The organism is Janthinobacterium aquaticum (assembly GCF_009208565.1).
In the GTDB taxonomy this organism is placed as follows: Bacteria; Pseudomonadota; Gammaproteobacteria; order Burkholderiales; family Burkholderiaceae_D; genus Janthinobacterium.
This window is the reverse complement of sequence record NZ_WFLK01000004.1, coordinates 150,056-175,164: the sequence shown is the minus strand read 5'-3', so window position 1 is coordinate 175,164 and position 25,109 is coordinate 150,056. Positions and strand designations below refer to the sequence as shown.

Sequence of the window (25,109 nt, the reverse complement as noted above, 5' to 3'; positions counted from 1 at the left end):
TTATAAAGCATACGAACGTGCTTTTCCTGATCAGGAGCTTGACAGCGTGCAAACGCTTGCATAACATGGCCCGGACTTACCACTCGGGCTTATTCTGCCCCTCCAAGAATTCCTATGTCTACCGCTCAAAGCAAGCACGCCGACACCGGCGAAGCCTTCAACCTGAAAGAAGCCGCCCTCGCCTATCACGCCGAACCACGCGCCGGCAAGATCTCCGTCACGCCAACCAAGCCTCTGGGCGACGCGCGCGCGCTGACGCTGGCCTATTCGCCTGGCGTGGCGTTTGCCTGCGAAGCGATTGTCGAAGACCCGCGTTCGGCCGGTACCTACACCTCGCGCAGCAACCTGGTGGCGGTGATCACCAACGGCACGGCCGTACTGGGCCTGGGCGATATCGGCCCATTGGCCAGCAAACCGGTGATGGAAGGCAAGGCCTGCCTGTTCAAGCAATTTGCCGACGTCGACGTATTCGACATCGAACTGGCCGAGAATGACCCTGACCTGTTTATCGACACCGTGGTGCGCATGGAGCCGACTTTCGGCGGCATCAACCTGGAAGACATCAAGGCGCCCGACTGCTTCTATATCGAGCAGCAACTGCGCAAGCGCATGAATATTCCGGTGTTCCATGACGACCAGCACGGCACCGCCATTATCGTGGCCGCCGGTATCCTGAACGGCCTGGAACTGGTCGGCAAGGACATCGGCAACGTCAAGGTGGCTGTGTCGGGCGCCGGTGCGGCATCGATTGCCTGCCTGGACCTGCTGGTAGCGCTGGGCCTGAACAAATCCTTGTTGAAAGTATGCGACAGCCAGGGCGTGATCTACCCGGGCCGCGACGCCAAGATGGAAGAAAACAAGGCGCGCTATGCCAATGACACCACCGACCGCGACCTGGCCGACGCCATGGTTGGCGCCGACATCTTTATCGGCGTCTCCAAAGGCGGCGTGGTCAGCGCGCAGATGGTTGAATCGATGGCCGACAAGCCGCTGATCTTTGCACTGGCTAACCCGCATCCGGAAATCGCGCCGGAAAAAGTGCACGCCGTGCGCAGCGACGCCATCGTCGCCACCGGCCGTTCGGACTACCCGAACCAGATCAACAACGTGCTGTGCTTCCCGTACATCTTCCGCGGTGCACTCGACGTGGGCGCCACCACCATCAACGAAGAAATGAAGATGGCCTGCGTACGCGCCATTGCCGCACTGGCCAAGGAGCCGCTGCCAGGCCACGAAACCAGTGCCCTGACGCCGCTGCAACTGATCCCGTCGCCATTTGACGAGCGCCTGCGCAGCTGGGTGGCGCCAGCCGTGTCGCAAGCGGCGATCGATACGGGCGTGGCGACGCGCGTGCCAGTAGCGACCGCCTGATTCCACCACTGCCGGTTACCTTTACTTACAAAAAAACCACGGTGAAAACCGTGGTTTTTTTCTTTCAGCATCGATAATCGCAAAAAATGTCATTAACCCTACACTACCATCAGTCCGGCTTGCGATAAGCCAATCAACCAATGATCGCTTCTCGATTGGCTACCAACGACTGCCTTTTCACCGTCTGGTCAAGGAAATGTAATGCTCCGTTTCACCTCCGTTAGTGTATTTCTTTTTTCAGCTTTGGCTTTGGCAGTCAGCAGTGGCTACTCGCTCGGTGCGTTGGCGCTGCTGTTGGGTAGCGTCTGTTTATTATGGAAACGTCCACGCCTGGAGCTGCAGCAGCGTGACCGTTTGCTGCTTACCGCATTGCTGACGTACTGCCTGGTTTTTGTCGCCAATATGTTCTACCACGGCGATCCAATGCGCGAATTCGACATACCATTGCGCGTCCTGCTGGCGGTGCCGGTTTTGCTGTTGCTGCTGGCATACCCGCCACATCCCGCCGCATGGTGGGCTGGCTTGGCGTTTGGAGCAATCGGCGGAGCAGCACTGGCAATATGGCAATTCGTTGTGCAACACATGCCGCGTCCGGAAGCTGCTACCAGTAATGCCATTCACTACGGTAACGTCAGCATGTTGATGGGGATGCTGGCGCTCTGCGGCCTGGCATGGGCTCGCACGCAGCGCCATCGTATTGCATGGTATGGCCTCCTGATTGCTGGCTGCCTGGCCGGCATCTTCGGCTCAATCATCAGCGGCAGTCGTGGCGGCTGGCTTGCCTTGCCAGTGTGCGTATTGCTGGTGGCAATCGACCATGCGCAGATACATGGCAAGCGCTATATTGCAATAATTTTATCCGCCATGGCACTGCTGATGGCGCTTGCATACTATCTTCCTCATTCACCAGTACATGAACGTACGGCTGCCGCCATAACCCAGGTAGAAAAATTCAACGCGAACGATGATAAAAGCACATCGATCGGACAACGCTTTGAAATGTGGAATATTGCTCTTGTCCTTTCACGCCAGCATCCATTAATAGGGCTGGGGCGTAACGGTTATCTGGAGCAAAAAGAAGCACTGGTAAAGGAAGGAAGGATGGGCCCCTCCACCATGAACGTCACGAATGCTCATAACGACTATCTCGATACACTCGTCAAGCGCGGCGCTGTCGGCGTCCTGGCTCTGCTGCTGCTATTGCTCTGTCCGCTGACGATGTTTGCACTCACGCTGCGTCATGGCACGCTGGCTGGTCGCCCATACGCACTGTCCGGGGTAGTGTTATGCACCTGCTACCTGATCTTTGGCCTGACTACCAGTTCACTGACTCTTAATATAGGCATCATTATGTTGGTGTTTCCTATGGTTATACTTTGGGCACTGCAGCGCCATGCGCAGAAAAGCGCCAGCACAGGGCAAAAGGTTTCGAATTGACAAGCTTAATTGGATGCATGATTGGTAACGTGGTATTGTGCTAAACGAAAATAAGGGCAACCAATAGTTATGTATGGCACCGATTGCCGTTCGTGCCTGTACCATGCTTTCCGACTGATTCAAAACTGATTCAAAACTTGACACTGTACTGTTACATGACGCCTCTGATACCTGCCGCCACACTACACAAATCGGAAAAGATCCTGTTTGTCGCTCATCTGGCTTTAGGCGACTTCACCTATATGCAAAATGGCTTTCGCGCGTTTGCAGCGGCCTATCCGCATATTGCAATTCATTTATGGATAGATGAAGTCAGGCGGACATCCGATCAAACCCAGTGGGAGGGATTACGCAACTATTCGCTATACGATTGGGTAGAGCAATCTGGCCTGTTCAGCAAAGTCTATCGAAAGACGTACAGTCCCGCGCTGTATCAGGAGTCAATTCATGAAGCACAGGCCGAAGACTATCCTGTCATTGTTTCGCTAGCGCATATCCGTGCCCCGCGCTATGCAGACCTGGCGCGCGAGATTGGCCCCAACAGCCGTATTATTGGCATCCGCAAGCCAGTTACACTGCTGCGACCATTGCGTTACTTTTCTTATCGGAAGCTCGACGCCACCTTCTCGCCCTATTCTGCCGCTGACGTCGGCAGGCACCACATCAGCAGCGTGTATGCCGACTGGTTCCACCAGCTGACCGGCCTCGAGATTCCCGTGGCAGAGCGCTATCCCTTCGTGCATATCCCCGACAGTGCGCTGCAACAGGCAAAGGCACAGTTGCGCGAATGGGGCGTCGATACGCAAACCACGCCGTTGGTACTGCTCAATCCGTTTGCCAAGTCACACAAGCGCGCCTGGCCGCTCGAACGCATTACCGAACTGATTGCACGCATGCAGCAGCAACCGCAATGGCGCCATGCCTGCTTCCTGGTCAATGCCATGCCGCAGGAACTGGCCAGCGTCAATGCCGCCATCGCGGCAGCCGGCGTGGCTCAGACGCGCGCCTTCAGCGCGGTCGACAACTTTTTCCAGCTGCCGGCGATGCTGGCACAATGCAACCTGATCATTTCAGTGGAAACATCGATCATGCACCTGGCCAATGCCGTGCATGTGCCGGTGATTGCCCTGATGCGCAAGAAAAACCCGGAATGGGCGCCGTTCGACAGCGCCAGCAGCACCATCATTACGGTGGCGCGGCGCAGCGACTGGGTCAAGGCGATTTCGGTTGAACAGGTATTGCAGGCATTGCCCGCCAGGACGACTTAACTGTCGAGCATGCTGACGCGCACCAGGTCGGCCACGTTATCGACGCCCAGCTTGTCCATCAGGCGCGCCTTGTGCACTTCCACGGTGCGCACCGAAATGCCGAGCGCCGGGGCGATATCGCGGTTATGCTGGCCCGTCACCACCAGTTGCATCACCTCGCGCTCGCGCGGCGTCAGCAGCGCCAGCCGCGACTGGCCCTGCAACTGACGCTGCTGACGGCCGCGGTGCTCGGCCTCGCGCGACAGCGCTTCATCGATGGCGGCCAGTAATTTGTCGTGGTCAAACGGCTTTTCCAGGAAATCGCTGGCCTGCGCTTTAAAAGCCTGGCGCGCCAGGCTGACGTCGCCATGGCCGGTGATGACGATCACCGGCAGCAGGCAGCCGTTGTCACGCAGGCGCTGCTGCAGGAACAGGCCATCCATGCCGGACATGCGGATATCGAGCAGCAGGCAGCCGCTCCATTCGGCGCGCCAGCCCAGCAAAAAATCTTCGCCGCTGGCAAACATGGCGGTGCGATAACCGCGCACGCCCAGCAGCAGGCCAAGCGCATCGCGCACGGCAGGGTCATCGTCGACGATATACACCGTCAGGTTACTGCTTGCCATTGTTCCCCCTTACCTCAGCCGCCGCCAGCGGCAACATGAACCTGAACAAACCGCAAGTCCCCACTTCGGCCCACAACTTGCCGCCATGCGCTTCGATAATCGCGCGGCTGAGCACCAGCCCCAGTCCCAGACCGCTGGCCTTGGACGAGACAAACGGCTCGAACAGGCGCGCCGCCACGCTGCCCGACACGCCGGGACCGCTGTCCTGCACCGACAGGCGCAAGCGTCCGCCATCGAGCGCAGCGACCGACAGCGTCACGCGGCGCTGTCCGCGCGGCAAGCCTTGCACGGCGTCGTAGGCATTGGCCAGCAGATTGCGCAAGACCAGTTCGATCTGCAGGCGATCGGCATTGACCAGCAGCGGCGCGCCGTCGCTCACCGTCAGCTCGATATCGTGCTGATGGAACTGCGGTGCGAACTGGCGGCTGATATTGGCGATCAGCACACCGATTTCCAGCGTTTCGAGCTGCATGGCGCCGGTACGGAAGAAGTCGCGCAGGCGCCGCACCACTTCGGCGGCCCGGCTCGATTCGACAATCATGTGGCCGATCGCACCTTTCAGCATGGCGCCGCTCTCGCCGCGTTCCAGCAGGTATTCGCAGGCCTTGCCGTAGGTCGACAGCGCCGTCAGCGGCTGGTTCAATTCATGCGCCAGCGCGGCGGCCATCTCGCCGGCGGCCGCCAGGCGCAGCGTATGCTTGAGCTCATCGGCCACCTTGCGCATTTCATCGACCACGATACCGATAAAGAACCCCACCAGCGCCAGCACGGCGTCAAGCATCTGCAGTTCGTAAAACTCGATATTGATGGCATGCGACCATTTCACCAGCGTAATGATCCCAAGCTGTAATACAAACACCATCAGTGCGGTGCCATACAGGCCCTGGCGCGTAGCTGCCCAGATCACCGGCAGGAACAGGAAGTAGAAATGCTTGAATTCGGAGCGCGCAATCGAACCGAATACGCACCACAACACAAAGATGGCCAGCGCCAGATAGGCCAGGGTTTCCCAGCGCCAGATGGTAGCCCGCAGCCGCTCGCGCCCGCTGCTGCTGGCTAGCATCCAGATCAGCGGCATCGACACGATCAGCCCGACCATATCGCCGATGCCAAAGCGCAGCACGGCCGAGGCCCAGTCGCCGGGCGGTATCCGGCCCGAAAACGACAGCAGGGAAATATACACCAGAGCATTGAACAGGGTGCCGGCCACCACGATAAAGGCCCAGATCGCCAAACGGCGACGGTTGTCAAAGATGTCGCCGCTGGGGAAACGCCGGCGCAGGGCTTCGCCGATGGCGCCATAGCCGATCACCAGCCACAGCGAACACAGTAGCGTCAGCGGCAGGCCGGCAGGCAGGCCGCGCACCAGCCATTCGCCGGCCAGGATAGCGAGCAGCCAGGGCAAGGCGGCACGGCGGCCATGCATCAGCCAGAAGATCAATCCCAGCGCCGGGTCGGGATTCCATGGCGTGATATTCAAGCCATACATGGGATCGATATACGTTGCCCAGTCGAACAGCAGATACAGGCCGACAAAGGCGGAATAGGACGCGACGCGGGAAAGAAGATGGGGCTGGAGCTGGGACATGAACTGGTTTTTTCTGGCTGTCCCGCATTATGCATCGGCAAGACCGGCAACACCATGCCGGCTTATGCGAAAAACAAATATCGTTGCAGTTTTACAATCACTGGCTCAGGCCGGCGTCTGCGGCAGGCGCACCTCGACCAGCAGGCCCTGGCCGCCGCTGGCGCGGTGCAGTGCGATCGTGCCGCCATGCTGGCGCACCACTGAGGCCACGATCGCCAGGCCCAGCCCGCTGCCGGCCTGCTCCTGTTGCGGCGCCCTGAAAAAACGGTCGAACACGCGCGCATGCAGTTCCGGCGCAATGCCCGGCCCCTGGTCGGCCACATGCAGCACCGCCTGGCCCCGTTCGGCGTGCAGCGAGACTGTCACGCAGCTATCGCGTGGACTGTATTTGAGCGCGTTTTCCAGCAGGTTGTCGACCAGGGACACCAGGCTCTCGCGCTGGCCGGTCACGCATACCGGGCCTGATGAGTGCAATTCCAGCTCGATGCCGCGCTGCTGCGCCAGGCCGGCCATGGCCGCCAGCCTGTCCTGCAGCAGCTCGTCGAGCGCCTGCGGCGCCAGCTCGCCAGGCGCTTCGAGCCGCGCCTCATTGCGCGTCAGCTGCAGCAGTTGGCCGACCAGTCGGGCCGCGCGCTGGTTGCTGCCGAGAATGCCATCGAGCAGCTCCTGCTGGCGCGGGTTGTCAGCCTGGGCCTGCAGCGCCTCGACATTGATGCGCATGGCAGCCAGCGGCGTGCGCAATTCATGCGTGGCGTCGCTGATAAAGCTGCGCTCGCGTTCGGCGCTGGCCTGTACGCGGTGCAACAGCGCATTGATATTGTCGACCAGCGAAGCGAGTTCGCCGTGCGGCGGCTTGCCGGCCAGCGGACGCAGGTCATGCGGGCCGCGCGCGGCCACTTCCTGCGCTACCGCCCGCCACGGCCGCATGGCCAGCCAGATCGACAACCAGGCAGGCAGCAGCAAAAACGGCAGGCTGATCAGCAAAGGCAGCAGATAATAACCGTGCGAGTTGAGCGTGACGAAAAACTGCCACGGCCCGCCCGCTTCCAGTACGGTGACGCGCGTGCCGTGATGCGTCAGGGTGCTGCTGCGCCAGGCCTGGCCCTTGATATACACGATTTCCATCTGGTCGGGACCGGCGCTGCGGATGCCGTCGGGCGCATAGGGCGAACGATAAACCAGCTTGCCTTGTTGCCAGACCAGCATGATCGGCGCCACCTCTTCCACCTCGCCCAGCATATAGGCTTCGCGCACCGCTTCGTCGATCAGGCGCAGGCTTTCCTGCTGGCGCACCGGCTGTTCGGCCAGGTTGTCGCTGACGCTGATGATGGCCTGCATCATGCTGCGGTTCGACACCATCGCCTCCTGCGAGCCGTCGATCATCACAAAACCCACGGCCAGGCTCCATAGCAGCGTCAATAGCAGCATCTGCGCCAGCACCATGCGCCGCACCAGCGTCGGCTGGCGCAGGCGTTGCCAGGCGCGCCCGATCACGGCGCCCCCTGGGCAGCGCGCGGATCGTGCAGGTCGATCACGTAGCCCACGCCGCGCACGGTGCGAATATAGCCGTCGCCGATCTTGCGGCGCAAATTGCCCATATGAACGTCCAGGGTATTGCTGGCGTTGGCCAGGCCGCCGGGCAGGATATGCTCTTCCAGCACGCGACGCGTCATGACGCGGTCGGCGCGCATCAAGAGGGTCTTGAGCAGCGCATGCTCGCTGGTGGTCAGCTCGACCGTGCGTCCGTGCACACTGACGCGACGCGTCGGCACATGCAGCTGCAGGCCGCGTACCTCGACCGTATCGCCGTCGTAGCCATAGCTGCGGCGCGCCAGCGCACGCACGCGCGAGAGCAGCTCGGCCAGCGCAAAGGGCTTGACCAGGTAATCGTCGGCGCCACCGTCGAGCCCGCGCAAGCGCTGCTCGAGGCTGTCACGCGCACTCAGGATCAGCACCGGCAGGCGCGCCGCGCGCAAGCGCGCCAGCAACGCCAGGCCGTCGCCGTCCGGCAAGCCCAGATCCAGCAGCACCAGCTCGTAACTGTCCTGCTCAATGCTGCGCGCGGCGTCTTCGAGCGTGCGCACCCAGATAACCTGCATGCCTTGGTCACGCAAGGCGATGCGCACGCCGTTGCCCAGGTTCATGTCGTCTTCAATCAACAATATTTTCATGCGCTTATTAAACCATTGCCGGCTGAAGAAAGACTAAAGAAACACACGGACAAACCGCTTCGCCAGCGCCCGGATAAGGGTTTCCCTTACGTCAGTTCGCCAATTGTCAGGGCAAATGCCGCGTCCTAAGATGCGTCACCAGAGCTCACCTATCTTTCTCCATGCATGCCTGCGCCACCTCACCTGCCATGCCAAGCCAGTTCGTCGCGCCGGCGGTACTGCAGCTGCTGCTGCCGCTCAAGCATCTGGCCGATGTGGTGCACGGTGCGCGTTACGCGCGGCGCCTGCAGGAATGGGGCATAGCCGTCAAGGTGAGCCTGTTGCATGTGCAGCCAGCAAGCCGACGCGAAGCGCTTTACCAGGACGCGCCGCCAGGCGCAGCAGCTGATGCAGCCAGCACCCAACTCATGCAGGAAGCGGAGCTGTATCTGCAGCGCTCGCACCTTGATTTCGCGTCCTTTCTTTTTTCAGGCGAACTGGCCTTCACGATACTGGACACTGCGGAAATGCTGGGCTGCCACGAAATCGTGCTGCCCGACAACGGCCGCAGCCTGTGGCAACGCCGCCTGCGCGGCGACCTGGCCAGCAGGCTGGCGCGCGCCAGCCGCAGCGCCACCATCGTGCTGGCCGCTCAGGACGGCGTCAGCACTCCCGTTTCACCCTGAATACCCTTCCCCTTGCCTTCATGAACATGCCTACTTTGCTACCCTCGATTACCCTTTCCTCCGGCCTGACGGAAACGCCTTCGGGCCTCGCGCGCCTGCGTGAAACGCTCAAGCTGCACTTGCGCGCCGGCGTGCGCCAGCGCCAGACGCAGCGCTGGCTGCAGCTGCTCAATTCGCATCCGGTCTTCCACGACCTGGTGCGCGCCTATCCGCATCTGGTACACAAGATCTATCGCCCGTACCTGAGCCAGGCGCTGAACTGCCGCCAGCGCGTCGAGCTGCTGACCGGGCACTACCAATTCATCCTGAAACAGGGCTGGGCCAGGCTGATGAGCCAGGCGGCCTGCGCCCCGGTACGCCTGGGCACGGTGGCCGGCAAATCCGGTTCGGCCTACCATTTGCAACTGTGCTCCCTGCATCCGATGGACCGCGAAGGCGAAATGGTGTTGCAGCTGACGCATGGCGATGATGTGATCTATTCGATCGCATTCTCGTTTTTTGGCTGCCCGCAGCAGGCCACTCTGGCTGTCGGCATCGGTTGCGTGCAGGGCCCGCGCGGCCAGGAAGGCCTGCGGCGCGTGCGCGAAGCAACCCGTGACCTGCACGGCCTGCGCCCGAAAAACCTGATGGTGCGCCTGGTGCGCCAGTTGGGCCACGATCACGGCTGCCGTCAGATGATCCTTGTTGGCAATAAAAACCGCGCCGTGCATCATTCGGCAAAAAAGGGGCGGCTATTCGCTGATTACAATGAACTGTGGCAAGAGCTTGGCGCACAGCCACGTCCAGATGGCGACTTTGAACTGATGTGCGAAAACCTGGCCATGCCCGTCATGGAAGACATTGCCTCCAAAAAACGTTCTGAAATGCGCAAGCGCCATGACATCACGTTGGCCATTATCGACAGCCTGCGCGATGGCCTCGACGCGTATCGACGCGCAGCCAACGACACGGCTGTGCCGGCGAGCCTGCCCTCTTTTGCGGCGGCCTGAAGCGCCAATCACGGACAGCTTTTGACGCACAACAAAAAAACTCCGTTTGCGCAATCCTGTTACGCTATGACTATCGGTGTGCGCCGGGCGCACGCCGTCTTTCCCAATGATTACTAGGAGGCAAGTCATGCGCGTGGATATTTACCGCCGAGCCGAACACGACGGCATTTTTTCCCATCTGGCCGTACCAGAAGACAAAAATATTCCAGAGGAAGCCACCAGCACCGACTGGGAACTGGAAGTGAAGGCGCATGAAATCGCCGACGATGCCGCCGACCTGCCGGAGTTTCATATCGGCAAGCCGTTGCAACAGATCGCTGAAAAAGGCTATGCCATTACCAGCCTGAAAGACATGTAAAAAAAAGCCAAACCTCTGCGGTTTGGCTTTTTTACTGGCGAGGGGCAAATCAATACTCGACTTCCACCTCGCGCGCACCGAGCTGCTGCACCAGCGCCGTCTGCAATTCGTCGGATGGCGCCACGCGCCATTGTTCGCCAAACTGCAGCACGCACGGCACGCCCTGCGGCGCGACCTTGGCGGCAATAATCAGGCCGGTCTCGGCACGGTGCGGCAGCAGCACTTCGCGGATGCGCCTGACATCGGTGACCGGCAACACCAGCCCCAGCTGACGGCCATACTGCACCCGCGCAGCAATGATATCGAAAGCGCTCTCGGCGGTAATGCGCAGGCCGCCCGAGAAACGGTCTTCCGACACCTTGCCGACCACGGCCAGGAACTCGTCTTCCTTGAAGATTTTCTTGTTCGCATCAAACAGTTCGTTATACACCGTCACTTCCACCGTGCCGGTCTTGTCGTCCAACGTGACGATCAATATCTTGCCGCGCTGCGTCATCTGCGTGCGCACGCCGGTAATCACGCCGGCCATCATGCGCGGCTCGCGCGACGGCGTCAGCTCCGACAATTTGGTACGGGCAAAGCGGCGCGCTTCGGGCGCGTAGGAATCGAACAGATGGCCCGACAGATAGAAGCCGAGCGCAATCTTTTCTTCCGTCAAACGCTGCTTGTCGGTCCAGGGCTGCACCTTGACGTACTCGGGCGGCGCCACCATGTCGCTGTCGTCGCCGCCAAACAGGCTGACCTGGTTGGCCGCCCGGGCTTCCTGGTCGGCGCATTCCATGGCAAACGCCACCGAGGCCAGCAAGATGGCGCGGTCAACCTTCAGGCAGTCAAACGCGCCGCTGCGGATCAGCGACTCGATGGTGCGGCGGTTGATCTGCTTCTTGTCGACCCGCTTGCAGAAATCGAACAGGCTGGTAAACGGGCCGCCGGCCTGGCGCGCGGCAATAATCGCCTCGATCGCGTTCTGGCCCGACCCCTTGACGGCGCCCAGGCCATAGCGAATCTGCGTGACTTTCTTGCCGCTGACGGACGGCGCTTCGCCGCTCGGTGTAAAGCGGTAGTCGGACTCGTTGATGTCCGGAGGCAGCAAGGTCAGCTTGCAGATCTCGATGGCATCTTCCACCAGGATCTTGATCTTGTCGGTGTCATCCATGGCCAGCGACAAGTTGGCGGCCATAAAGGCGGCCGGATGGTGCGCTTTCAGGTAGGCAGTGTGGTACGACAGCAGGGCGTAGGCAGCGGCGTGCGACTTGTTAAAGCCGTAGCCGGCGAATTTTTCCATCAGGTCGAAAATTTCGTCGGCCTTTTGCGCCGTCAGGCCATCCTTGGCGGCGCCGGCGCGGAAAATCTCGCGGTGCTCGGCCATCTCTTCGGCCTTTTTCTTGCCCATCGCGCGGCGCAGCATGTCGGCACCACCCAGCGAATAGCCGCCGACGATCTGCGCCATCTGCATCACCTGCTCCTGATACACCATGATGCCGTAGGTTTCCGACAGAATCGACTCGGTGCGCGGATCGGGATAATCGAACTTCTCGCCGTGCTTGCGCTTGCAAAAATCGGGAATCAGGTCCATCGGACCCGGACGATACAATGCCACCAGCGCAATAATGTCTTCAAAGCGGTCGGGACGGGCATCCTTCAGCATGCCCTGCATGCCGCGCGACTCGAGCTGGAACACGGCCACCGTCTTGGCCTTGGTCAACAGGTCGTACGAGGCCTTGTCATTGAGCGGCAAGGCGGCCAGGTCGAAATCGGCCTGGGCCGGATCGAGCTGCTTGATATAGCGCACCGCACGGTCGAGAATGGTCAGCGTGGTCAGGCCCAGAAAGTCGAACTTGACCAGGCCGACCGCCTCCACGTCATCCTTGTCGTATTGCGAGACCACGCCGCCATCGCCGCCCTGCGTATAGAGCGGACAAAAATCGGTCAGCTTGCCCGGTGCGATCAGCACGCCGCCGGCGTGCATGCCGATATTGCGGGTAATGCCTTCGACCTGCTGCGCCAGGTCGAGCAGCTGCTTGACCTCTTCCTCGTTTTCCTGGCGCTCCTTGAGCAGCGGCTCCTCTTCGATGGCATCGGCAATCGACACTGGTTTACCCGGCTTGAACGGAATCAGCTTGGATACGCCGTCGCAGAAGTTGTAGCCAAAATCCATCACGCGGCCGACGTCGCGGATCGCGCCCTTGGCCGCCATGGTACCGAAGGTGGCGATTTGCGAGACCGCCTCCTTGCCGTACAAATCCTTGACGTGCTGGATCACCAGTTCACGCTTTTCCTGGCAGAAGTCGATATCGAAGTCGGGCATCGATACCCGTTCCGGGTTCAGGAAGCGCTCGAACAGCAGGTTGTACTTGAGCGGGTCGAGGTCGGTAATCTTCAGCGCATAGGCCACCAGCGAGCCGGCGCCCGAGCCGCGGCCCGGGCCAATCGGCACATCGTTGTTCTTGCCCCACTGGATAAATTCGGCCACGATCAGGAAGTAGCCGGGGAACTTCATGTTGATAATGGTGTTGTTCTCGAACTCCAGGCGCGCCTCGTAGCGCGGGCGCTCCTTCTCGCGGCGCTCCGGGTCGGGATACAGCTGAACCAGTCGCTCCTCCAGGCCTTTCTTGGTTTCGGCACGCAGGAAATCGTCGATGGTCATGCCCGGCGTCGGGAAGTTGGGCAGTTGCGGCTTGCCCAGGGTCAGCGTCAGATTGCAGCGCTTGGCTATTTCCACCGAATTGGCCAGCGCAGCGGGCAGGTCGGCAAACAGTTCCTGCATTTCCGCCTGGGTCAGGAAACGCATCTGCTCGTTGAAGCGCTTGACGCGCTTGGCGTTGGCCAGCATTTCGCCCTCGGCGATACAGACGCGTGCTTCGTGGGCAATAAATTCTTCCGGCGAAATGAACTGCACCGGGTGGGTCGCCACCACTGGCAAGCCCAGCTTGGACGCCAGCGCCACCGCATGGCGTACCTGCGCCTCCTGGTTGGGCTGGCCGGCACGCTGGATCTCGATATAAAAGTGGCCGGGAAACAGCGCCGCCCATTTGCTGGCATGGGCTTCGGCCAGCGCCAGATTGCCGTTTTCAATCGCCGTGCCAACATCGCCGAAATGCGCGCCCGATAGCACAATCAGACCATTGGCCGGGTTGTCGTCCGGATACAACTCATAGTGCTTGCTGGTCAGCGCCTGCAGCCATTCGATGCGCACTTCGGCGCGGCCCTTGTACTGATTGCTCAGCCAGGCTTGCGACAGCAGTTCGCTCAATTGCAGATAACCCATGCGGTTCTTGGCCAGCAGCAGCAGCCGCGACGGTTTGTCGCGGTTGTCGTCGTTGGTGATCCACACATCGACGCCCACCACCGGCTTGACGCCTTTGCCGCGCGCCTCCTTGTAGAACTTGACCATGCCAAACAGATTCGACAGGTCGGTCACGGCCAGCGCCACCTGCTTGTCTTTGGCGGCCGCCTTGACCACGTCATCGATGCGCACCAGGCCGTCGACGATCGAATACTCGGAGTGCACGCGCAAGTGCACGAACGCCGGTCCCTGGGGTGCCTGCGGTGCCTGCTGTATGCCGGCAGGCGCGCCGGCCTCTTGCATTACCATTTCCATTCTTGAGCCATTCTTTTGCTAAATTCAATGACGTCTATTTTACCGCGTTGCGGACAACAGACGGCCGGGTATCAGCGCCGGGCCTGCGGGCTTATAATATCGGCTGTTCAGTCTTAGCCCATTCCTAACATGCAAGCCACTCCCGCCGTTTCCGACGCCGCCAGCCCTGCCGCTGCCCTGCCTGCCGACCAGTTTGTCAATATTGCAGCATATAAATTCATCACGCTGGACGATACGCCAGCCATGCGTCCGCTGTACCAGGAGCAAACGCTGGCGCTGGGCCTGAAAGGCACCATTTTGCTGACCCCGGAAGGCATTAATATGTTTCTGTCGGGCACGCGCGAAAATATCGACGCCTTTTTGGCCTGGCTGCGCAGCGACGCGCGCCTGGCCGACCTGGAGTGGAAGGAAAGCCTGTCAAACGAGCAATCGCACAAGCGCATGCTGGTCAAGCTGAAACAAGAAATCATCACCATGCGCATGCCGCTGATCAAGCCCGAGCTGGGCCGCGCACCATCGGTGGACGCCCACACGCTCAAGCGCTGGCTCGACGCCGGCGTCGACGATGCCGGCAAGCCGGTCGTGATGATGGAGACGCGCAACGCCTTTGAAGTCGACGTGGGTACCTTCAACAACACGCTCGACTACCGTATCGACAAATTCACGGAGTTCCCGGCCGTCGCCGCCGCGCACAAGGACGAACTCGAAGGCAAGACCGTGGTCACTTTCTGCACCGGTGGCATCCGCTGCGAAAAAGCTGCGATCCATATGAAAGAAATCGGCTACGACAGCGTCTACCAGCTCGACGGCGGTATTTTGAAATATTTCGAAGAAGTGGGCGGCGACCATTACACAGGCGACTGCTTCGTGTTCGACTACCGCACGGCGCTCAATCCGAAGCTCGAACCGACCGAAACCGTGCAGTGCTTCGTCTGCCGCGCAGTAGTGACGCCACGCCAGCAGCTGGCGCCGGAGTATGTGTATGAGGTGTCGTGCCCGCATTGCTTTGGAAAACACGGTACGCCAGCGTAAGACAACAAGAAACTACTGGCGCTGCTGACATTGATTCAACGCCGTCGGCATCAGCACTCGGGCCTCAAGCGGGCGATCTGGCTGATCACCCGCTGACCCAGTTTTTTCAGGAAGCTACGTCAGTCTCGATGCGCGGCGGCCATGCCAAACTGAAATCACCATGCTGCAATGTCAAATTGGGACTGTATGCCGGATCACGCTGCAGCAATGACTCCCAACGCTCCATCATGTAGCGCACTTCCCTGCCAAAGCGTGCGCTTTTCTCCGCAGTATCGTCAAGGCCGCGCGTGGCCGATTCATAGTGATACAACTCGGCATAAGGTGTCAGCACATTGGTATAACCAAGTTCGCGTACCCGCAGGCAGAGATCGACATCATTGAATGCGACCTCAAGCTCCACCTCATTGAGCCCACCCACTTCATCGTAAATGCTTTTACGGATGACCAGGCAGGCAGCAGTCACCGCGGAGAAAGCGCTGAGCAGGCTGGCACGGCCAAAATACCCACTGTGATGGCGTAACATCCGACTGTGTGCATGACCGGCTACGCCGCCAAGCCCGACAATGACGCCGGCGTGCTGCAGTGTGTTATCCGGGTACCATAGCCGCGCGCCTACAGCACCTATGCCGGGCTGCAATGCATGGCTGACCATCTCGTCGAGCCAGTCGGGGGTAATGACTTCCAGATCGTTGTTGAGCAGGCCCAGCACTTCGCCACGTGCATGGCGTGCAGCACCGTTATTGAGCGCCGAATAGTTGAAAGGTCGGTCATCGCGCAGGACGCGCACACGCTGATCGCTTTGCACGGCGATAAGCCAGGCCAATGTGTCCGGGTCATCGGAACCGTTATCAACAATCAGGATCTCATAATCGGGATAAGTGGTCAGCGCCAGAATACTTTGCACACAGGTACGCAGCAGATCGAGACCGTTACGTGTCGGAATAATCAGGCTGACGAGCGGCAGCTGTGCCGGTAGTGCATAGCGCACGCGATAGCCACCAGTCACTATTTCGACACTGGCGTCTATGCTGCGGCGCAAGAGATGCGCTTTCAAGGCACGCTCGCCAGCAAGCTGCGCATATGGCTTGGCATCACCTGACATGGCAGTGCTATCGCTATGGACACGCCAATGGTACAAGACGCGGGCAATATGATGAATCTGGCTGTCGTCAATGCGCTCAATGCAGCGCAGTGCCAGATCATAATCCTGGGAGCCCTCCATGCCGATCTGGAACCCGCCTATCTCGCGCAACAAGGCTGTCTGATACACGCCCAGATGAGAAATCATATTGTGTGAGTAGAACAGCGGACGGTTCCAGTCCGTCTTGAAGTAGGGACCCGAACGCACGCCATCGGCATCGATTTTATCTTCATCCGAATAAATCAGACGTACATCTGGCGCCTTATTGATCGCCTCGACGACCCAGAACAGGGCCTGCTCGCTGAGCAAGTCGTCGTGATCGAGCAATGCAATCCAATCGCCTGTAGCGATATCAATTGCGCTATTGGAGGCCGCTGAAATATGCCCATTTTCTGATCGCAAGACAATCTTGATGCGACTGTCTTCACGCTGATAACGCTCGAGAATCGAGCGAATTTCCGGATCGCTGGAACAATCGTCGGCGATACACAGCTCCCAATTCGGATAAATTTGCTGGCGCACAGATTCGATTGCTTCAATCAGCCAGGCAGGCTTGGGATTGTAGGTGGGCATGACCACACTGATCACCGGCTGAACGGCGAAAAGCTGCTGCCTCGCCCGTAGCGCACTGCGCTTTTCGTCATCGAGCACATCGTAGCGGCGCAACCATTGCGCATAATTGTTGCGGTCAGGATCACCAACCGTCACTGGCACGCCGTTCGGATTGCCAGTCTGTGCTGCATCGACAATAGCGACACCACGTTTCAGGCCAGTAACGCCTTCGCGACGATAAGCGGTTACCGCTTTGGCGGCCGTTGCCTGCAGGCCGCCACCAAGGCGAACTGCCGAGCGCATCAGGCGAGCCAGACGCTTGGCCCGCAATACCTGGGTTCCCATAAAACGCAAACCGCCAGTCACGCGCCAGCTGGTAGAGGCATACAGTTCGCCGATCTGATTGTCGCGTTGTGTCAGAGTATGCTGGACGTGAGCAACCCGTTCATCACGTTGCGCCAAAGCGTGCAATATATCGGCAGCGTGTTCATCTTTCTGCGCCAACTCATGCCTCAAAGCAGTAAGCTGTTCATCGCGCAGGGCCAATTCACGCTGTATCTCGGCAGCTTTAATGATGCTGCCAGAAAGTTGCTCACGCAAGCTGGCAGCATGTTGCCGCTGCGAAGCAGCATACTGCTGTTGAACCAAAACTTGGTCAGCATGTCGTTGTTGCAACAGCGATAATTGCTGCTCAATGGCAGGCAAAGCTTCATCCGGAGCCTGTTGCCGGATGCTCCATGGATTGGCGCTCTGATCGAATGCAACTCCATGAACGTATTTCATGTTTTTCAGCGCCAATATGCCGGGCACGACACGCTCATCGCTGCCAGCAACGATACGTAAGCCCAACATATTTTCTTCAGCAGCCGCTTTGCGTACGACACATAAGGAATTGATAAACTCGACTGAATGCACCGTAGCAAGCACTGATTCATCGATGTCACAACCGTAGTGTGCAAAAAAACCCTGCAATATGGCCTTGCGCTCCCGTTCTATGCCCCAGTGTTCATGACTGATGACATCAGACAGTCGCTTGAAAAAAGACAAAGAGGAATAAGGATCATAAAGACCCCCTTGATATTGCTCCCAGTAACTGCAGTGCAAATCTTCTGCCACAAACAGACCGCCTTCAGCTACATGCTGGAAATACAAGGCAAAGGACTTGACGATATCGGAAGAGGTATGCGAACCATCATCGATGATCAAATCAAATAACGGCGAGCGTTGCAAAATCTGATCGACCACGTCAGGCTCATTGGCATCGCCAATAATAAAACTGATAGCTGGATTGTCATATGCCAATGCAGCGCAGTCAGGGTTGATATCGCAGCCAATCAGCGTACTGCCAGGCGCGAAATAGTCGGCCCATATATCAAGCGAGCCGCCATTCTGAATGCCGATTTCAAGCAGACGTACAGGTTCTGCACGGTACGAATCAAATAAACGATCATATTCTCGCAAATATAATTGCCATTTATCGGATACTTTGCCTTGGTGGCTGGTAAATACATCGAACAACGTAGGCTTACTCATGAATAACCTCAAGTTCAGCACGGGTGAACGGCAAGCCGACCAATCCATACCGAATTTTACTAGATGAAATATTAACAATCAGGGCATCGTGCAGCCAGTGATGTTGAATATGATTTTGCAAGTCGCCGTCGGCTACCGATGCCATGACGGCATACTGGCCATTCGGCAACATCGGCAGGCGGAACTCAAATATCCCTTCAAACACTTCCCCAGCGGCAATCGGTGTAGGCCGAAGTCCAGTGAAATGGAGGGTGTTTTCTCCGAACAGGTCTTGCCCCAGACGGTCGCGTACGAGAAAACCCAGGATAGGACGCTCCAATGGCTGGTATGCCTTGGCACGCACGGTCATGCGCACGGGTTCGTCGCCCTCAAACACCACATCGCTATTATCAGAAAGGCGAGTCAACTTCACTGAAATGATGTCAGCATCGCCAGTTCTCCAGCCATTGGCATCGCTCAGATTGTTTTGTACCGACGCTTGCGCACCATAGCTGCTTGCCACCGCCAAAGGCGCATCGTCCACCTCAGCAGCGTCGGACTGGCCACCAATCGACTTCAGTTTCGATTCGGCACCATATATTTCCTGTAACGTATATTGCAGATACGCTTCGGAAACGGCCTTGGCCGTACCTAATTGCTCGACCCGGCCATGTTTAAGCCAGATGCCTGAGCGACACAGGTTTTGCACCGACGCCGTATCGTGGCTGACAAAAATAAGCGTACCGTTCTCCTGGAATTTCCGGATGAAACGCATGCATTTCTGTGTAAAGACTGCGTCTCCGACCGCCAGCGCCTCGTCCACCACAAGAATATCTGCATCGACATGGGCGATGACAGCAAATGCTAGCCGGAGATACATGCCGCTGGAGTAAGTCTTTACCGGCTGCTCGACAAACTGCCCAATATCGGCAAAGGCAACAATATCGTCATACCGGGCGTCGATTTCTTCTATTGTCAGTCCCAGTACGGATGCATTGAGATAAATATTTTCACGACCAGTAAACTCCGGGTTAAAGCCGGAACCGAGTTCAAGCAGCGCAGCAATACGGCCACGCGTTTCAATGCTGCCTGATGTTGGCGTCAGCGTGCCGCAAATCATCTGCAGCAAAGTCGATTTACCACTGCCATTGCGCCCAATGACGCCAACTGTTTCACCACGCCGGATTTCAAATGAAACGTCGTTCAATGCCCAGAATTCGCGAAAATACTGGCGTGGCTTGCGGCCGGACAAACGCTGCGTGCGAGGCAGGATAAATTGTTTCAAGCGATCGCGCGGCGTATCGTAAATCTCATAGCGTTTGCTCAGGTTACTGACACGGATAGCAATTTCATCAGAGGACATCAGCAAATCCTTTCCTGGTTTTCTGGAACCAGGCATAGCCCGCCCATGCAAATACGATGGCTACCAGTGTATATAATCCCAGGCCCGACCAGTCAGGCAAATGCCCCCAGAGCAGCACCGCGCGCGACTGTTCGATAATGAAGGTCAATGGATTAGCCATGATAAATACACGCGCCGCTTCAGGTACGGCGGAGACTGGATAAAAAATTGGCGACAAAAAAGTGAGCACGGTGGTCAAGATGGTGACAAACTGCCCTACATCACGCAAGAAAACCCCAAGCGAGGCAAGTATCCAAGCCAGCCCCATGACCAGGATCAGCAATGGCATCAGAACCAGCGGTAATAGCAGGGCTGTCCAATGCAGATAGCCGTTCAGAAGCCAGAATGCACTGAGCAAAACGCCGAGGCTGATGCAGGCATGAAATAACGCTGCTCCCATGACAATGAGAGGCAGTATCTCAAGTGGAAAGACCACTTTTTTGACATAGTTGACATTAGCAAGTACCAGTCCAGGGGCGCGGTTGATGACTTCACTGAACAGGCCGAGTACGATCATGCCCACAAACAATATAATGGCAAACTGCGTCCTGCTTTCTTCAGCGCCACCACCGCCCCAGCGTGACTTGAAAATTTCTGAAAATACGAACGTATAGACTGCCAGCATGAAAACCGGGTTAAAGAACGACCAGGCCAGTCCAAGAGCAGAACCTTTGTAGCGTCCTATGACCTCACGTTGACTCATCTGTGCAACCAGACTTCGGTTATGCCAAAGGCTCTTTCCCAGCGCCAGTAACGATGTAGGCTGGGCAGCGTGCGGGTTGATCGCCGACATATGCTGTTTCATGAAAATTTTTCCGCTTCAGCCAGAAGCTTGCCCAACTGGTCTTTACCTGACAAGGCAGGATCGCCCGCGAGTGGCCATGCGATATTGATCGCTGGATCATTCCAGGCAAGGCTGCGCTCAAACTCCGGGTACCAGTAGTCGGTGGTCTTGTAAAGAAATTCGGCAGTCTCGGACAACACCAGAAAGCCATGGGCAAAGCCCGGCGGAATCCAGAACATCCGTTTATTGTCCGCCGATAGTTCAACGCCGACATGCTGGCCATAGGTTGGAGAACTGGCGCGCAGGTCGACTGCCACATCATAGACGCAGCCTTGCGTGGCGCGTACCAACTTGCCTTGCGGATGCTGGATCTGATAATGCAGGCCGCGCAGCACGTTTCTGGCCGAGCGACTGTGATTGTCCTGAACGAACTGTACAGAGTAGCCGACAGCCTCCTCGAAACGACGTTGATTGAAGCTTTCATAAAAAAATCCACGATCATCACCAAAGACTTTGGGTTCGATGATCAGCAGGTCAGAAATCGCCGTTGATACAACTTTCATGGCATGACCCTTTCCGTCAATAACCGCATTAAATACTGTCCGTAACGGTTTTTTGCCAAGGGTGCGGCTAACCGCTCAAGTTGCTCGGCATCAATAAACCCACGACGATAAGCAATTTCTTCAGGACACGCTACTTTGAGTCCTTGCCGATGCTCGATGGTTTGAATGAAATTGCTGGCCTCGTTCAAGCTTTCATGCGTGCCCGTATCAAGCCAAGCATAGCCACGACCAAGAATTTCCACATCCAACTGGCTACGCTCAAGGTAGATGCTATTGACATCGGTAATTTCCAATTCGCCACGAGCAGATGGTTTTAGCGAACTGGCGATATCGACGACCTGTACATCGTAAAAGTACAGTCCTGTGACCGCATAATTACTCTTCGCCACCGCTGGTTTCTCTTCCAGGCTAGTCGCCCTGCCTGCCTCGTCAAAATCCACTACACCATAGCGTTCCGGATCCTGCACATGATAGGCAAACACTGTTGCTCCTTGAGGCTGAGCACAAGCGCGCTCAAGTTGAACCTGCAAGTCATGGCCATAAAAAATATTATCACCCAGTACCAACGCGCTAGGATGATTTCCTATAAACTCTTTGCCAATGATAAATGCCTGCGCCAGACCATCAGGATTTTCTTGCACTGCATATTGCAAGTTAAGTCCCCATGCACTGCCATCACCGAGTAATTGAACAAATCGCGGAGTATCTTGAGGGGTAGAAATGATCAGGATGTCACGAATACCTGCAAGCATCAACGTACTGAGCGGATAATAGATCATCGGCTTATCGTAAATTGGCAGAAGCTGTTTGGACACAGCTTTAGTGACTGGATACAGGCGTGTACCGGATCCGCCAGCAAGAATAATGCCTTTGCGTTGTGTCATTATTTAATCCCAATAGTTTCACAGAGCATTCGTGCAACACCGTATTGCCATTCCGGCAATTCCAGTGCGAAAGCCGATTGCAGTTTTTTCGTCGACAGCGTCGAATTTTTTGGCCGGATAGCCACCGCCTGAAATGCATCGCTACTTACAGCACTGATAGCTGTCTGTGCAACTTTGATCGGTGCTCCGGACTTCCGTGCCAGATCGATAACATAACTGGCATAACCATGCCAAGAAGTTTTACCGCCAGCGACCAAATGATAAATACCCGACAGGTCAGCCCTTCTGACCGTGCAACGAATCGCATGCGCAGTCACATCAGCAATCAAGTCTGCACCGGTTGGTGCTCCAAATTGATCAGCCACAACTGACAGGCTCTCACGCTCACCAGCCAGTCGCAGCATGGTACTGATAAAATTACTCCCACGCGCAGCATATACCCAACTGGTTCGGAAAATCAGGTGATGACAACCACTTTCCACAATCGCCTGCTCTCCCTCGAGTTTGGTACTGCCATAGACGCTCAATGGCTTCGCGATAGCTGACTCATCGCGCGGCGCGTTGCCGCTGCCGTCAAACACATAATCGGTTGAGTAATGAACAAGTAAGGCGCCGATTTGCGCTGCCGCGGCAGCGAGTACAGCGGGCGCCAAAGCATTGACTGTATGGCAAGCCAAGCTATCGGTTTCTGCCCTATCAACTGCAGTATAGGCAGCAGCATTGACAATCACATCTGGCGCGATGGCACGTACCGTTGCAGCAATACCATCGAGATCTGCCAGATTGCCGCACCATTGCGTGCTATCACTAGTCAGTGCAATAACTTTGCCCAGTGGGGCCAGGCTGCGTTGCAATTCCCAGCCAACCTGACCATTTTTACCTAAGAGTAAAATTTTCATGCATGACGCTCGTTGTAATTTTTTTCTACCCAATCCCGGTAATTCCCGGACTGAACATTTACTACCCAGTCTTGATTATCCAGATACCACTGCACAGTTTTGCGGATGCCCGTTTCGAACGTTTCGGCAGGCTTCCAGTTCAACTCCCGTTGTAATTTGCTGGCATCAATAGCATACCGGCGGTCGTGTCCGGGGCGATCAGTAACATACGTAATCTGGCTACGGTAACTTGCGCCATCAGGGCGTGGACGCAACTCATCGAGCAAGGCGCAAATGGTATGTACGATTTCAATGTTGGGCTTTTCGTTCCAGCCACCAACGTTATAAACCTCACCGAGCTTTCCAGACTCCAGTACGCGGCGAATCGCACTGCAATGATCTTTGACATATAGCCAGTCACGAATCTGCTGGCCATCGCCATAAACGGGCAAGGTCTTGCCAGCCAGCGCATTGACGATCATCAATGGAATCAGCTTTTCAGGGAAATGGTACGGCCCATAATTATTGGAACAGTTGGTCGTCAGCACCGGCAAGCCATAAGTATGGTGGTATGCACGAACAAGGTGATCACTTGCAGCTTTGCTTGCCGAATACGGGCTGTTGGGCTCATAGCGATGAGTTTCGGTAAAGGCGGGCTCATCCTTTGTCAGTGAACCATAGACCTCGTCCGTTGATACGTGCAGCATGCGGAAGTTCTGCCGAGAATCCTCCTCCAGCTCCCCCCAGTAAGCACGCACCGCTTCAAGCAGATGAAATGTGCCGACGATATTGGTCTGGATAAAGTCTTCCGGGCCGTGGATGGATCTATCCACATGACTCTCTGCCGCAAAATTGATGACGGCACGTGGCTTGTATTGAGTAAGCAATTGCGTTACCAATTCAGAGTCGCCGATACTGCCACGTACAAACACATGGCGTTGATCGCCATCAAGTGTGCGCAAGGTATCAAGATTGCCTGCGTAGGTCAGAACATCGAGGTTAACCAAAGGTTCATCGGATTTTGCAAGCCAATCCAGTACAAAATTTGCACCAATAAAGCCAGCCCCACCAGTTACAAGTATCATCACGAACTCCAAATATTGATCTTATAATTATTTAAAAACTTCACACATTAAATAAGATATAAAAAATTAATTTCATAAAATCCAAATTTTCCCAGATTTTTTAATTATAAATTTTCACCAGTATCATTTCTGACAATCATTTTTTTCCTGCCAGCCGATCAAACTGAATTTTCAAATAAACCCCTGAAACAAAGAATTTCATTGCACTTTCCAAATGCCACACAAGAAATTGCAACTTTCTATGACTATCGCGCTGCGCTTCATGTATTACATGAATATCCATATTGACTAGAATCCGAAAACCCGCAAGGCGTGCACGCGCACACAAGTCCACATCCTCAAAATACAAAAAATATCGTTCGCTGAATCCATTCAATTTTGCATAAATATTTCGAGGAACAACCAAAAACATTCCCGCCGCCCAGTCCGGCATCAGGAAATCTCCTTTTTTTGGTACAACCTCACGTGGCAACGGCAGCTTGAACAGTCGTCTGGCCAGCTTACGCAAGAGCAGAAGAGGTGATGGAAAATTGCGGGCACTATCCTCAATCTCACCATTATTACCAATAATCAAGGGAGCGCAAATGCTGTCAGATGCTTGTTCGACCATGGCAAGCAACGAAGGAAATGGGTCCTCAATGAGCCGTATATCAGGATTGAGTACCACAAAATAATTACCAACCGACAACCGAAATGCAGCATTGTGATTGGCAGCAAACCCCTTGGGATTCTGATTAACAATAAGATAAGTTTTGAAAGGCAGAGATTTAAGATCAATCGGCATATCCTCAGCAACATTAAGCGTAAGAATAACTTCAAAATCACGATGCTTCAGGCTCGCCAATTGGTAGAGCAAGGGCACAATATAAGCGTGGTGCCCATGACTCACAATAGATATGGAAAATCTCTTGCTACTCATAACCAAATCCATTGAAAAATAGAGAAAAATTGATTTAACTATGCACAAAATTTATCTGGATAGCAGACCAATATTTATAATAATAATCGAACTACTTCGGCATCAATTAATTATTGCAAACATAACAGTTCACTATAAATTGACAATATCAATAAGATTTCAATTTGACATCATTAAACATGCCACATGGAAACAAGATGACGCATACTTTAAACTGTAGTATAGCAACAGTCTTCACAAAGTCAGCAACAATTGAACTTATTGAAAAATTTTCTTTTTTACATCATTTTAATGGAGGAATATT

Annotated in this window: 19 protein-coding genes and 1 pseudogene; 7 read left to right on the top strand and 13 right to left on the bottom strand. The window is 56.3% G+C overall.

What is annotated here, in order from left to right; all coding sequences use genetic code 11:
* Nucleotides 1-114: 114 nt before the first annotated feature.
* The 3 genes and pseudogenes from GCM43_RS08555 to GCM43_RS26490 form a co-directional block, all read left to right on the top strand.
* Nucleotides 115-1,350: pseudogene (locus GCM43_RS08555) on the top strand (malic enzyme-like NAD(P)-binding protein); the annotation flags it as partial.
* Nucleotides 1,351-1,572: 222 nt separating this feature from the next.
* Nucleotides 1,573-2,808, top strand: coding sequence for an O-antigen ligase family protein (locus GCM43_RS08550; RefSeq protein ID WP_152243185.1), 1,236 nt, complete (start codon nt 1,573-1,575; stop codon nt 2,806-2,808).
* A 587-nt stretch (nt 2,809-3,395) separates the two neighbouring features.
* Nucleotides 3,396-4,076 carry a glycosyltransferase family 9 protein gene (locus GCM43_RS26490; RefSeq protein ID WP_319636948.1) on the top strand — a complete coding sequence of 227 codons (681 nt, stop codon included), beginning with the start codon at nt 3,396-3,398 and terminating at the stop codon, nt 4,074-4,076.
* Here the strand turns inward: GCM43_RS26490 and GCM43_RS08540 are convergent.
* The 4 genes from GCM43_RS08540 to GCM43_RS08525 all read right to left on the bottom strand — a co-directional run bounded on the left by GCM43_RS08540 (nt 4,073) and on the right by GCM43_RS08525 (nt 8,440).
* Nucleotides 4,073-4,681, bottom strand: a complete 609-nt coding sequence (locus GCM43_RS08540) for a response regulator transcription factor (RefSeq protein ID WP_152243181.1) — start codon at nt 4,679-4,681, stop codon at nt 4,073-4,075. The two genes, GCM43_RS26490 and GCM43_RS08540, sit on opposite strands and share 4 nt — an antisense overlap.
* Nucleotides 4,668-6,269 (bottom strand): ATP-binding protein, encoded by a 1,602-nt coding sequence (locus GCM43_RS08535; RefSeq protein WP_152243179.1) that lies wholly within the window; start codon nt 6,267-6,269, stop codon nt 4,668-4,670. The genes GCM43_RS08540 and GCM43_RS08535 overlap by 14 nt, the downstream gene beginning before the upstream one ends.
* Before the next feature lie 105 nt (nt 6,270-6,374).
* On the bottom strand, nt 6,375-7,763 hold the full coding sequence (locus tag GCM43_RS08530; RefSeq protein ID WP_226929399.1) for an ATP-binding protein: 1,389 nt from the start codon (nt 7,761-7,763) through the stop codon (nt 6,375-6,377).
* A complete protein-coding gene (locus GCM43_RS08525; protein WP_152243177.1) occupies nt 7,760-8,440 on the bottom strand; it encodes a response regulator in 681 nt (226 codons plus the stop codon). Before GCM43_RS08525 ends, GCM43_RS08530 begins: the two co-directional genes overlap by 4 nt.
* A gap of 188 nt (nt 8,441-8,628) precedes the next feature.
* Here GCM43_RS08525 and GCM43_RS08520 point away from each other — a divergent pair, with 188 nt between their 5' ends.
* From GCM43_RS08520 to GCM43_RS08510, 3 genes are all read left to right on the top strand, one after another.
* Nucleotides 8,629-9,105 (top strand): universal stress protein, encoded by a 477-nt coding sequence (locus GCM43_RS08520; protein ID WP_193315571.1) that lies wholly within the window; start codon nt 8,629-8,631, stop codon nt 9,103-9,105.
* A gap of 26 nt (nt 9,106-9,131) precedes the next feature.
* Nucleotides 9,132-10,094, top strand: coding sequence for a VirK/YbjX family protein (locus GCM43_RS08515; RefSeq protein ID WP_193315570.1), 963 nt, complete (start codon nt 9,132-9,134; stop codon nt 10,092-10,094).
* 127 nt (nt 10,095-10,221) lie between these two features.
* Complete coding sequence (locus tag GCM43_RS08510) at nt 10,222-10,452, top strand: DUF6139 family protein (RefSeq protein ID WP_152243171.1); 231 nt, start codon at nt 10,222-10,224, stop codon at nt 10,450-10,452.
* Between the two features lie 49 nt (nt 10,453-10,501).
* On the opposite strand, the gene dnaE is transcribed toward GCM43_RS08510, so the two are convergent.
* Complete coding sequence (dnaE, locus tag GCM43_RS08505) at nt 10,502-14,041, bottom strand: DNA polymerase III subunit alpha (protein WP_226929398.1); 3,540 nt, start codon at nt 14,039-14,041, stop codon at nt 10,502-10,504.
* A 141-nt stretch (nt 14,042-14,182) separates the two neighbouring features.
* Here dnaE and GCM43_RS08500 point away from each other — a divergent pair, with 141 nt between their 5' ends.
* On the top strand, nt 14,183-15,085 hold the full coding sequence (locus GCM43_RS08500) for a sulfurtransferase (protein ID WP_152243167.1): 903 nt from the start codon (nt 14,183-14,185) through the stop codon (nt 15,083-15,085).
* Between the two features lie 106 nt (nt 15,086-15,191).
* Here GCM43_RS08500 and GCM43_RS26550 read toward each other — a convergent pair whose 3' ends face one another.
* The 8 genes from GCM43_RS26550 to GCM43_RS08460 all read right to left on the bottom strand — a co-directional run bounded on the left by GCM43_RS26550 (nt 15,192) and on the right by GCM43_RS08460 (nt 24,805).
* Nucleotides 15,192-17,081: a glycosyltransferase family 2 protein gene (locus tag GCM43_RS26550; RefSeq protein ID WP_152243638.1), complete on the bottom strand. Its 1,890-nt coding sequence runs from the start codon at nt 17,079-17,081 to the stop codon at nt 15,192-15,194.
* Nucleotides 17,082-18,303: 1,222 nt separating this feature from the next.
* Entirely contained in the window at nt 18,304-19,653 is a 1,350-nt protein-coding gene (locus GCM43_RS08490) for an ABC transporter ATP-binding protein (protein ID WP_152243165.1), read from the bottom strand.
* Nucleotides 19,643-20,485 (bottom strand): ABC transporter permease, encoded by an 843-nt coding sequence (locus GCM43_RS08485; protein WP_152243636.1) that lies wholly within the window; start codon nt 20,483-20,485, stop codon nt 19,643-19,645. Before GCM43_RS08485 ends, GCM43_RS08490 begins: the two co-directional genes overlap by 11 nt.
* Nucleotides 20,486-20,493: 8 nt before the next feature.
* Complete coding sequence (gene rfbC / locus GCM43_RS08480; RefSeq protein WP_152243163.1) at nt 20,494-21,039, bottom strand: dTDP-4-dehydrorhamnose 3,5-epimerase; 546 nt, start codon at nt 21,037-21,039, stop codon at nt 20,494-20,496.
* Nucleotides 21,036-21,923, bottom strand: a complete 888-nt coding sequence (gene rfbA / locus GCM43_RS08475; RefSeq protein ID WP_152243161.1) for a glucose-1-phosphate thymidylyltransferase RfbA — start codon at nt 21,921-21,923, stop codon at nt 21,036-21,038. The genes rfbC and rfbA overlap by 4 nt, the downstream gene beginning before the upstream one ends.
* The gene (rfbD, locus tag GCM43_RS08470) at nt 21,923-22,822 is read right to left on the bottom strand and encodes a dTDP-4-dehydrorhamnose reductase (RefSeq protein ID WP_152243159.1); all 900 of its coding nucleotides are present in this window, start codon (nt 22,820-22,822) and stop codon (nt 21,923-21,925) included. Before rfbD ends, rfbA begins: the two co-directional genes overlap by 1 nt.
* The gene (gene rfbB, locus GCM43_RS08465; protein ID WP_226929395.1) at nt 22,819-23,886 is read right to left on the bottom strand and encodes a dTDP-glucose 4,6-dehydratase; all 1,068 of its coding nucleotides are present in this window, start codon (nt 23,884-23,886) and stop codon (nt 22,819-22,821) included. Before rfbB ends, rfbD begins: the two co-directional genes overlap by 4 nt.
* A gap of 136 nt (nt 23,887-24,022) precedes the next feature.
* Nucleotides 24,023-24,805, bottom strand: a complete 783-nt coding sequence (locus GCM43_RS08460) for a glycosyltransferase (protein WP_152243155.1) — start codon at nt 24,803-24,805, stop codon at nt 24,023-24,025.
* Nucleotides 24,806-25,109 lie beyond the last annotated feature (304 nt).

What these genes read in the sequence shown, in the direction of transcription:
- GCM43_RS08510 (WP_152243171.1), top strand. Translation starts at nt 10,222, where the DNA reads ATGCGCGTGGATATTTACCGCCGAGCCGAACACGACGGCATTTTTTCC.
- dnaE (WP_226929398.1), bottom strand. Translation starts at nt 14,041, where the DNA reads ATGCAAGAGGCCGGCGCGCCTGCCGGCATACAGCAGGCACCGCAGGCA.
- GCM43_RS08490 (WP_152243165.1), bottom strand. Translation starts at nt 19,653, where the DNA reads ATGTCCTCTGATGAAATTGCTATCCGTGTCAGTAACCTGAGCAAACGC.
- GCM43_RS08525 (WP_152243177.1), bottom strand. Translation starts at nt 8,440, where the DNA reads ATGAAAATATTGTTGATTGAAGACGACATGAACCTGGGCAACGGCGTG.
- GCM43_RS08540 (WP_152243181.1), bottom strand. Translation starts at nt 4,681, where the DNA reads ATGGCAAGCAGTAACCTGACGGTGTATATCGTCGACGATGACCCTGCC.
- GCM43_RS08520 (WP_193315571.1), top strand. Translation starts at nt 8,629, where the DNA reads ATGCCAAGCCAGTTCGTCGCGCCGGCGGTACTGCAGCTGCTGCTGCCG.
- rfbA (WP_152243161.1), bottom strand. Translation starts at nt 21,923, where the DNA reads ATGACACAACGCAAAGGCATTATTCTTGCTGGCGGATCCGGTACACGC.
- GCM43_RS08515 (WP_193315570.1), top strand. Translation starts at nt 9,132, where the DNA reads ATGCCTACTTTGCTACCCTCGATTACCCTTTCCTCCGGCCTGACGGAA.
- GCM43_RS08485 (WP_152243636.1), bottom strand. Translation starts at nt 20,485, where the DNA reads ATGTCGGCGATCAACCCGCACGCTGCCCAGCCTACATCGTTACTGGCG.
- GCM43_RS08500 (WP_152243167.1), top strand. Translation starts at nt 14,183, where the DNA reads ATGCAAGCCACTCCCGCCGTTTCCGACGCCGCCAGCCCTGCCGCTGCC.
- rfbD (WP_152243159.1), bottom strand. Translation starts at nt 22,822, where the DNA reads ATGAAAATTTTACTCTTAGGTAAAAATGGTCAGGTTGGCTGGGAATTG.
- GCM43_RS26550 (WP_152243638.1), bottom strand. Translation starts at nt 17,081, where the DNA reads ATGCGCTCGGCAGTTCGCCTTGGTGGCGGCCTGCAGGCAACGGCCGCC.
- rfbC (WP_152243163.1), bottom strand. Translation starts at nt 21,039, where the DNA reads ATGAAAGTTGTATCAACGGCGATTTCTGACCTGCTGATCATCGAACCC.
- rfbB (WP_226929395.1), bottom strand. Translation starts at nt 23,886, where the DNA reads ATGATACTTGTAACTGGTGGGGCTGGCTTTATTGGTGCAAATTTTGTA.
- GCM43_RS08550 (WP_152243185.1), top strand. Translation starts at nt 1,573, where the DNA reads ATGCTCCGTTTCACCTCCGTTAGTGTATTTCTTTTTTCAGCTTTGGCT.
- GCM43_RS08460 (WP_152243155.1), bottom strand. Translation starts at nt 24,805, where the DNA reads ATGAGTAGCAAGAGATTTTCCATATCTATTGTGAGTCATGGGCACCAC.
- GCM43_RS08535 (WP_152243179.1), bottom strand. Translation starts at nt 6,269, where the DNA reads ATGTCCCAGCTCCAGCCCCATCTTCTTTCCCGCGTCGCGTCCTATTCC.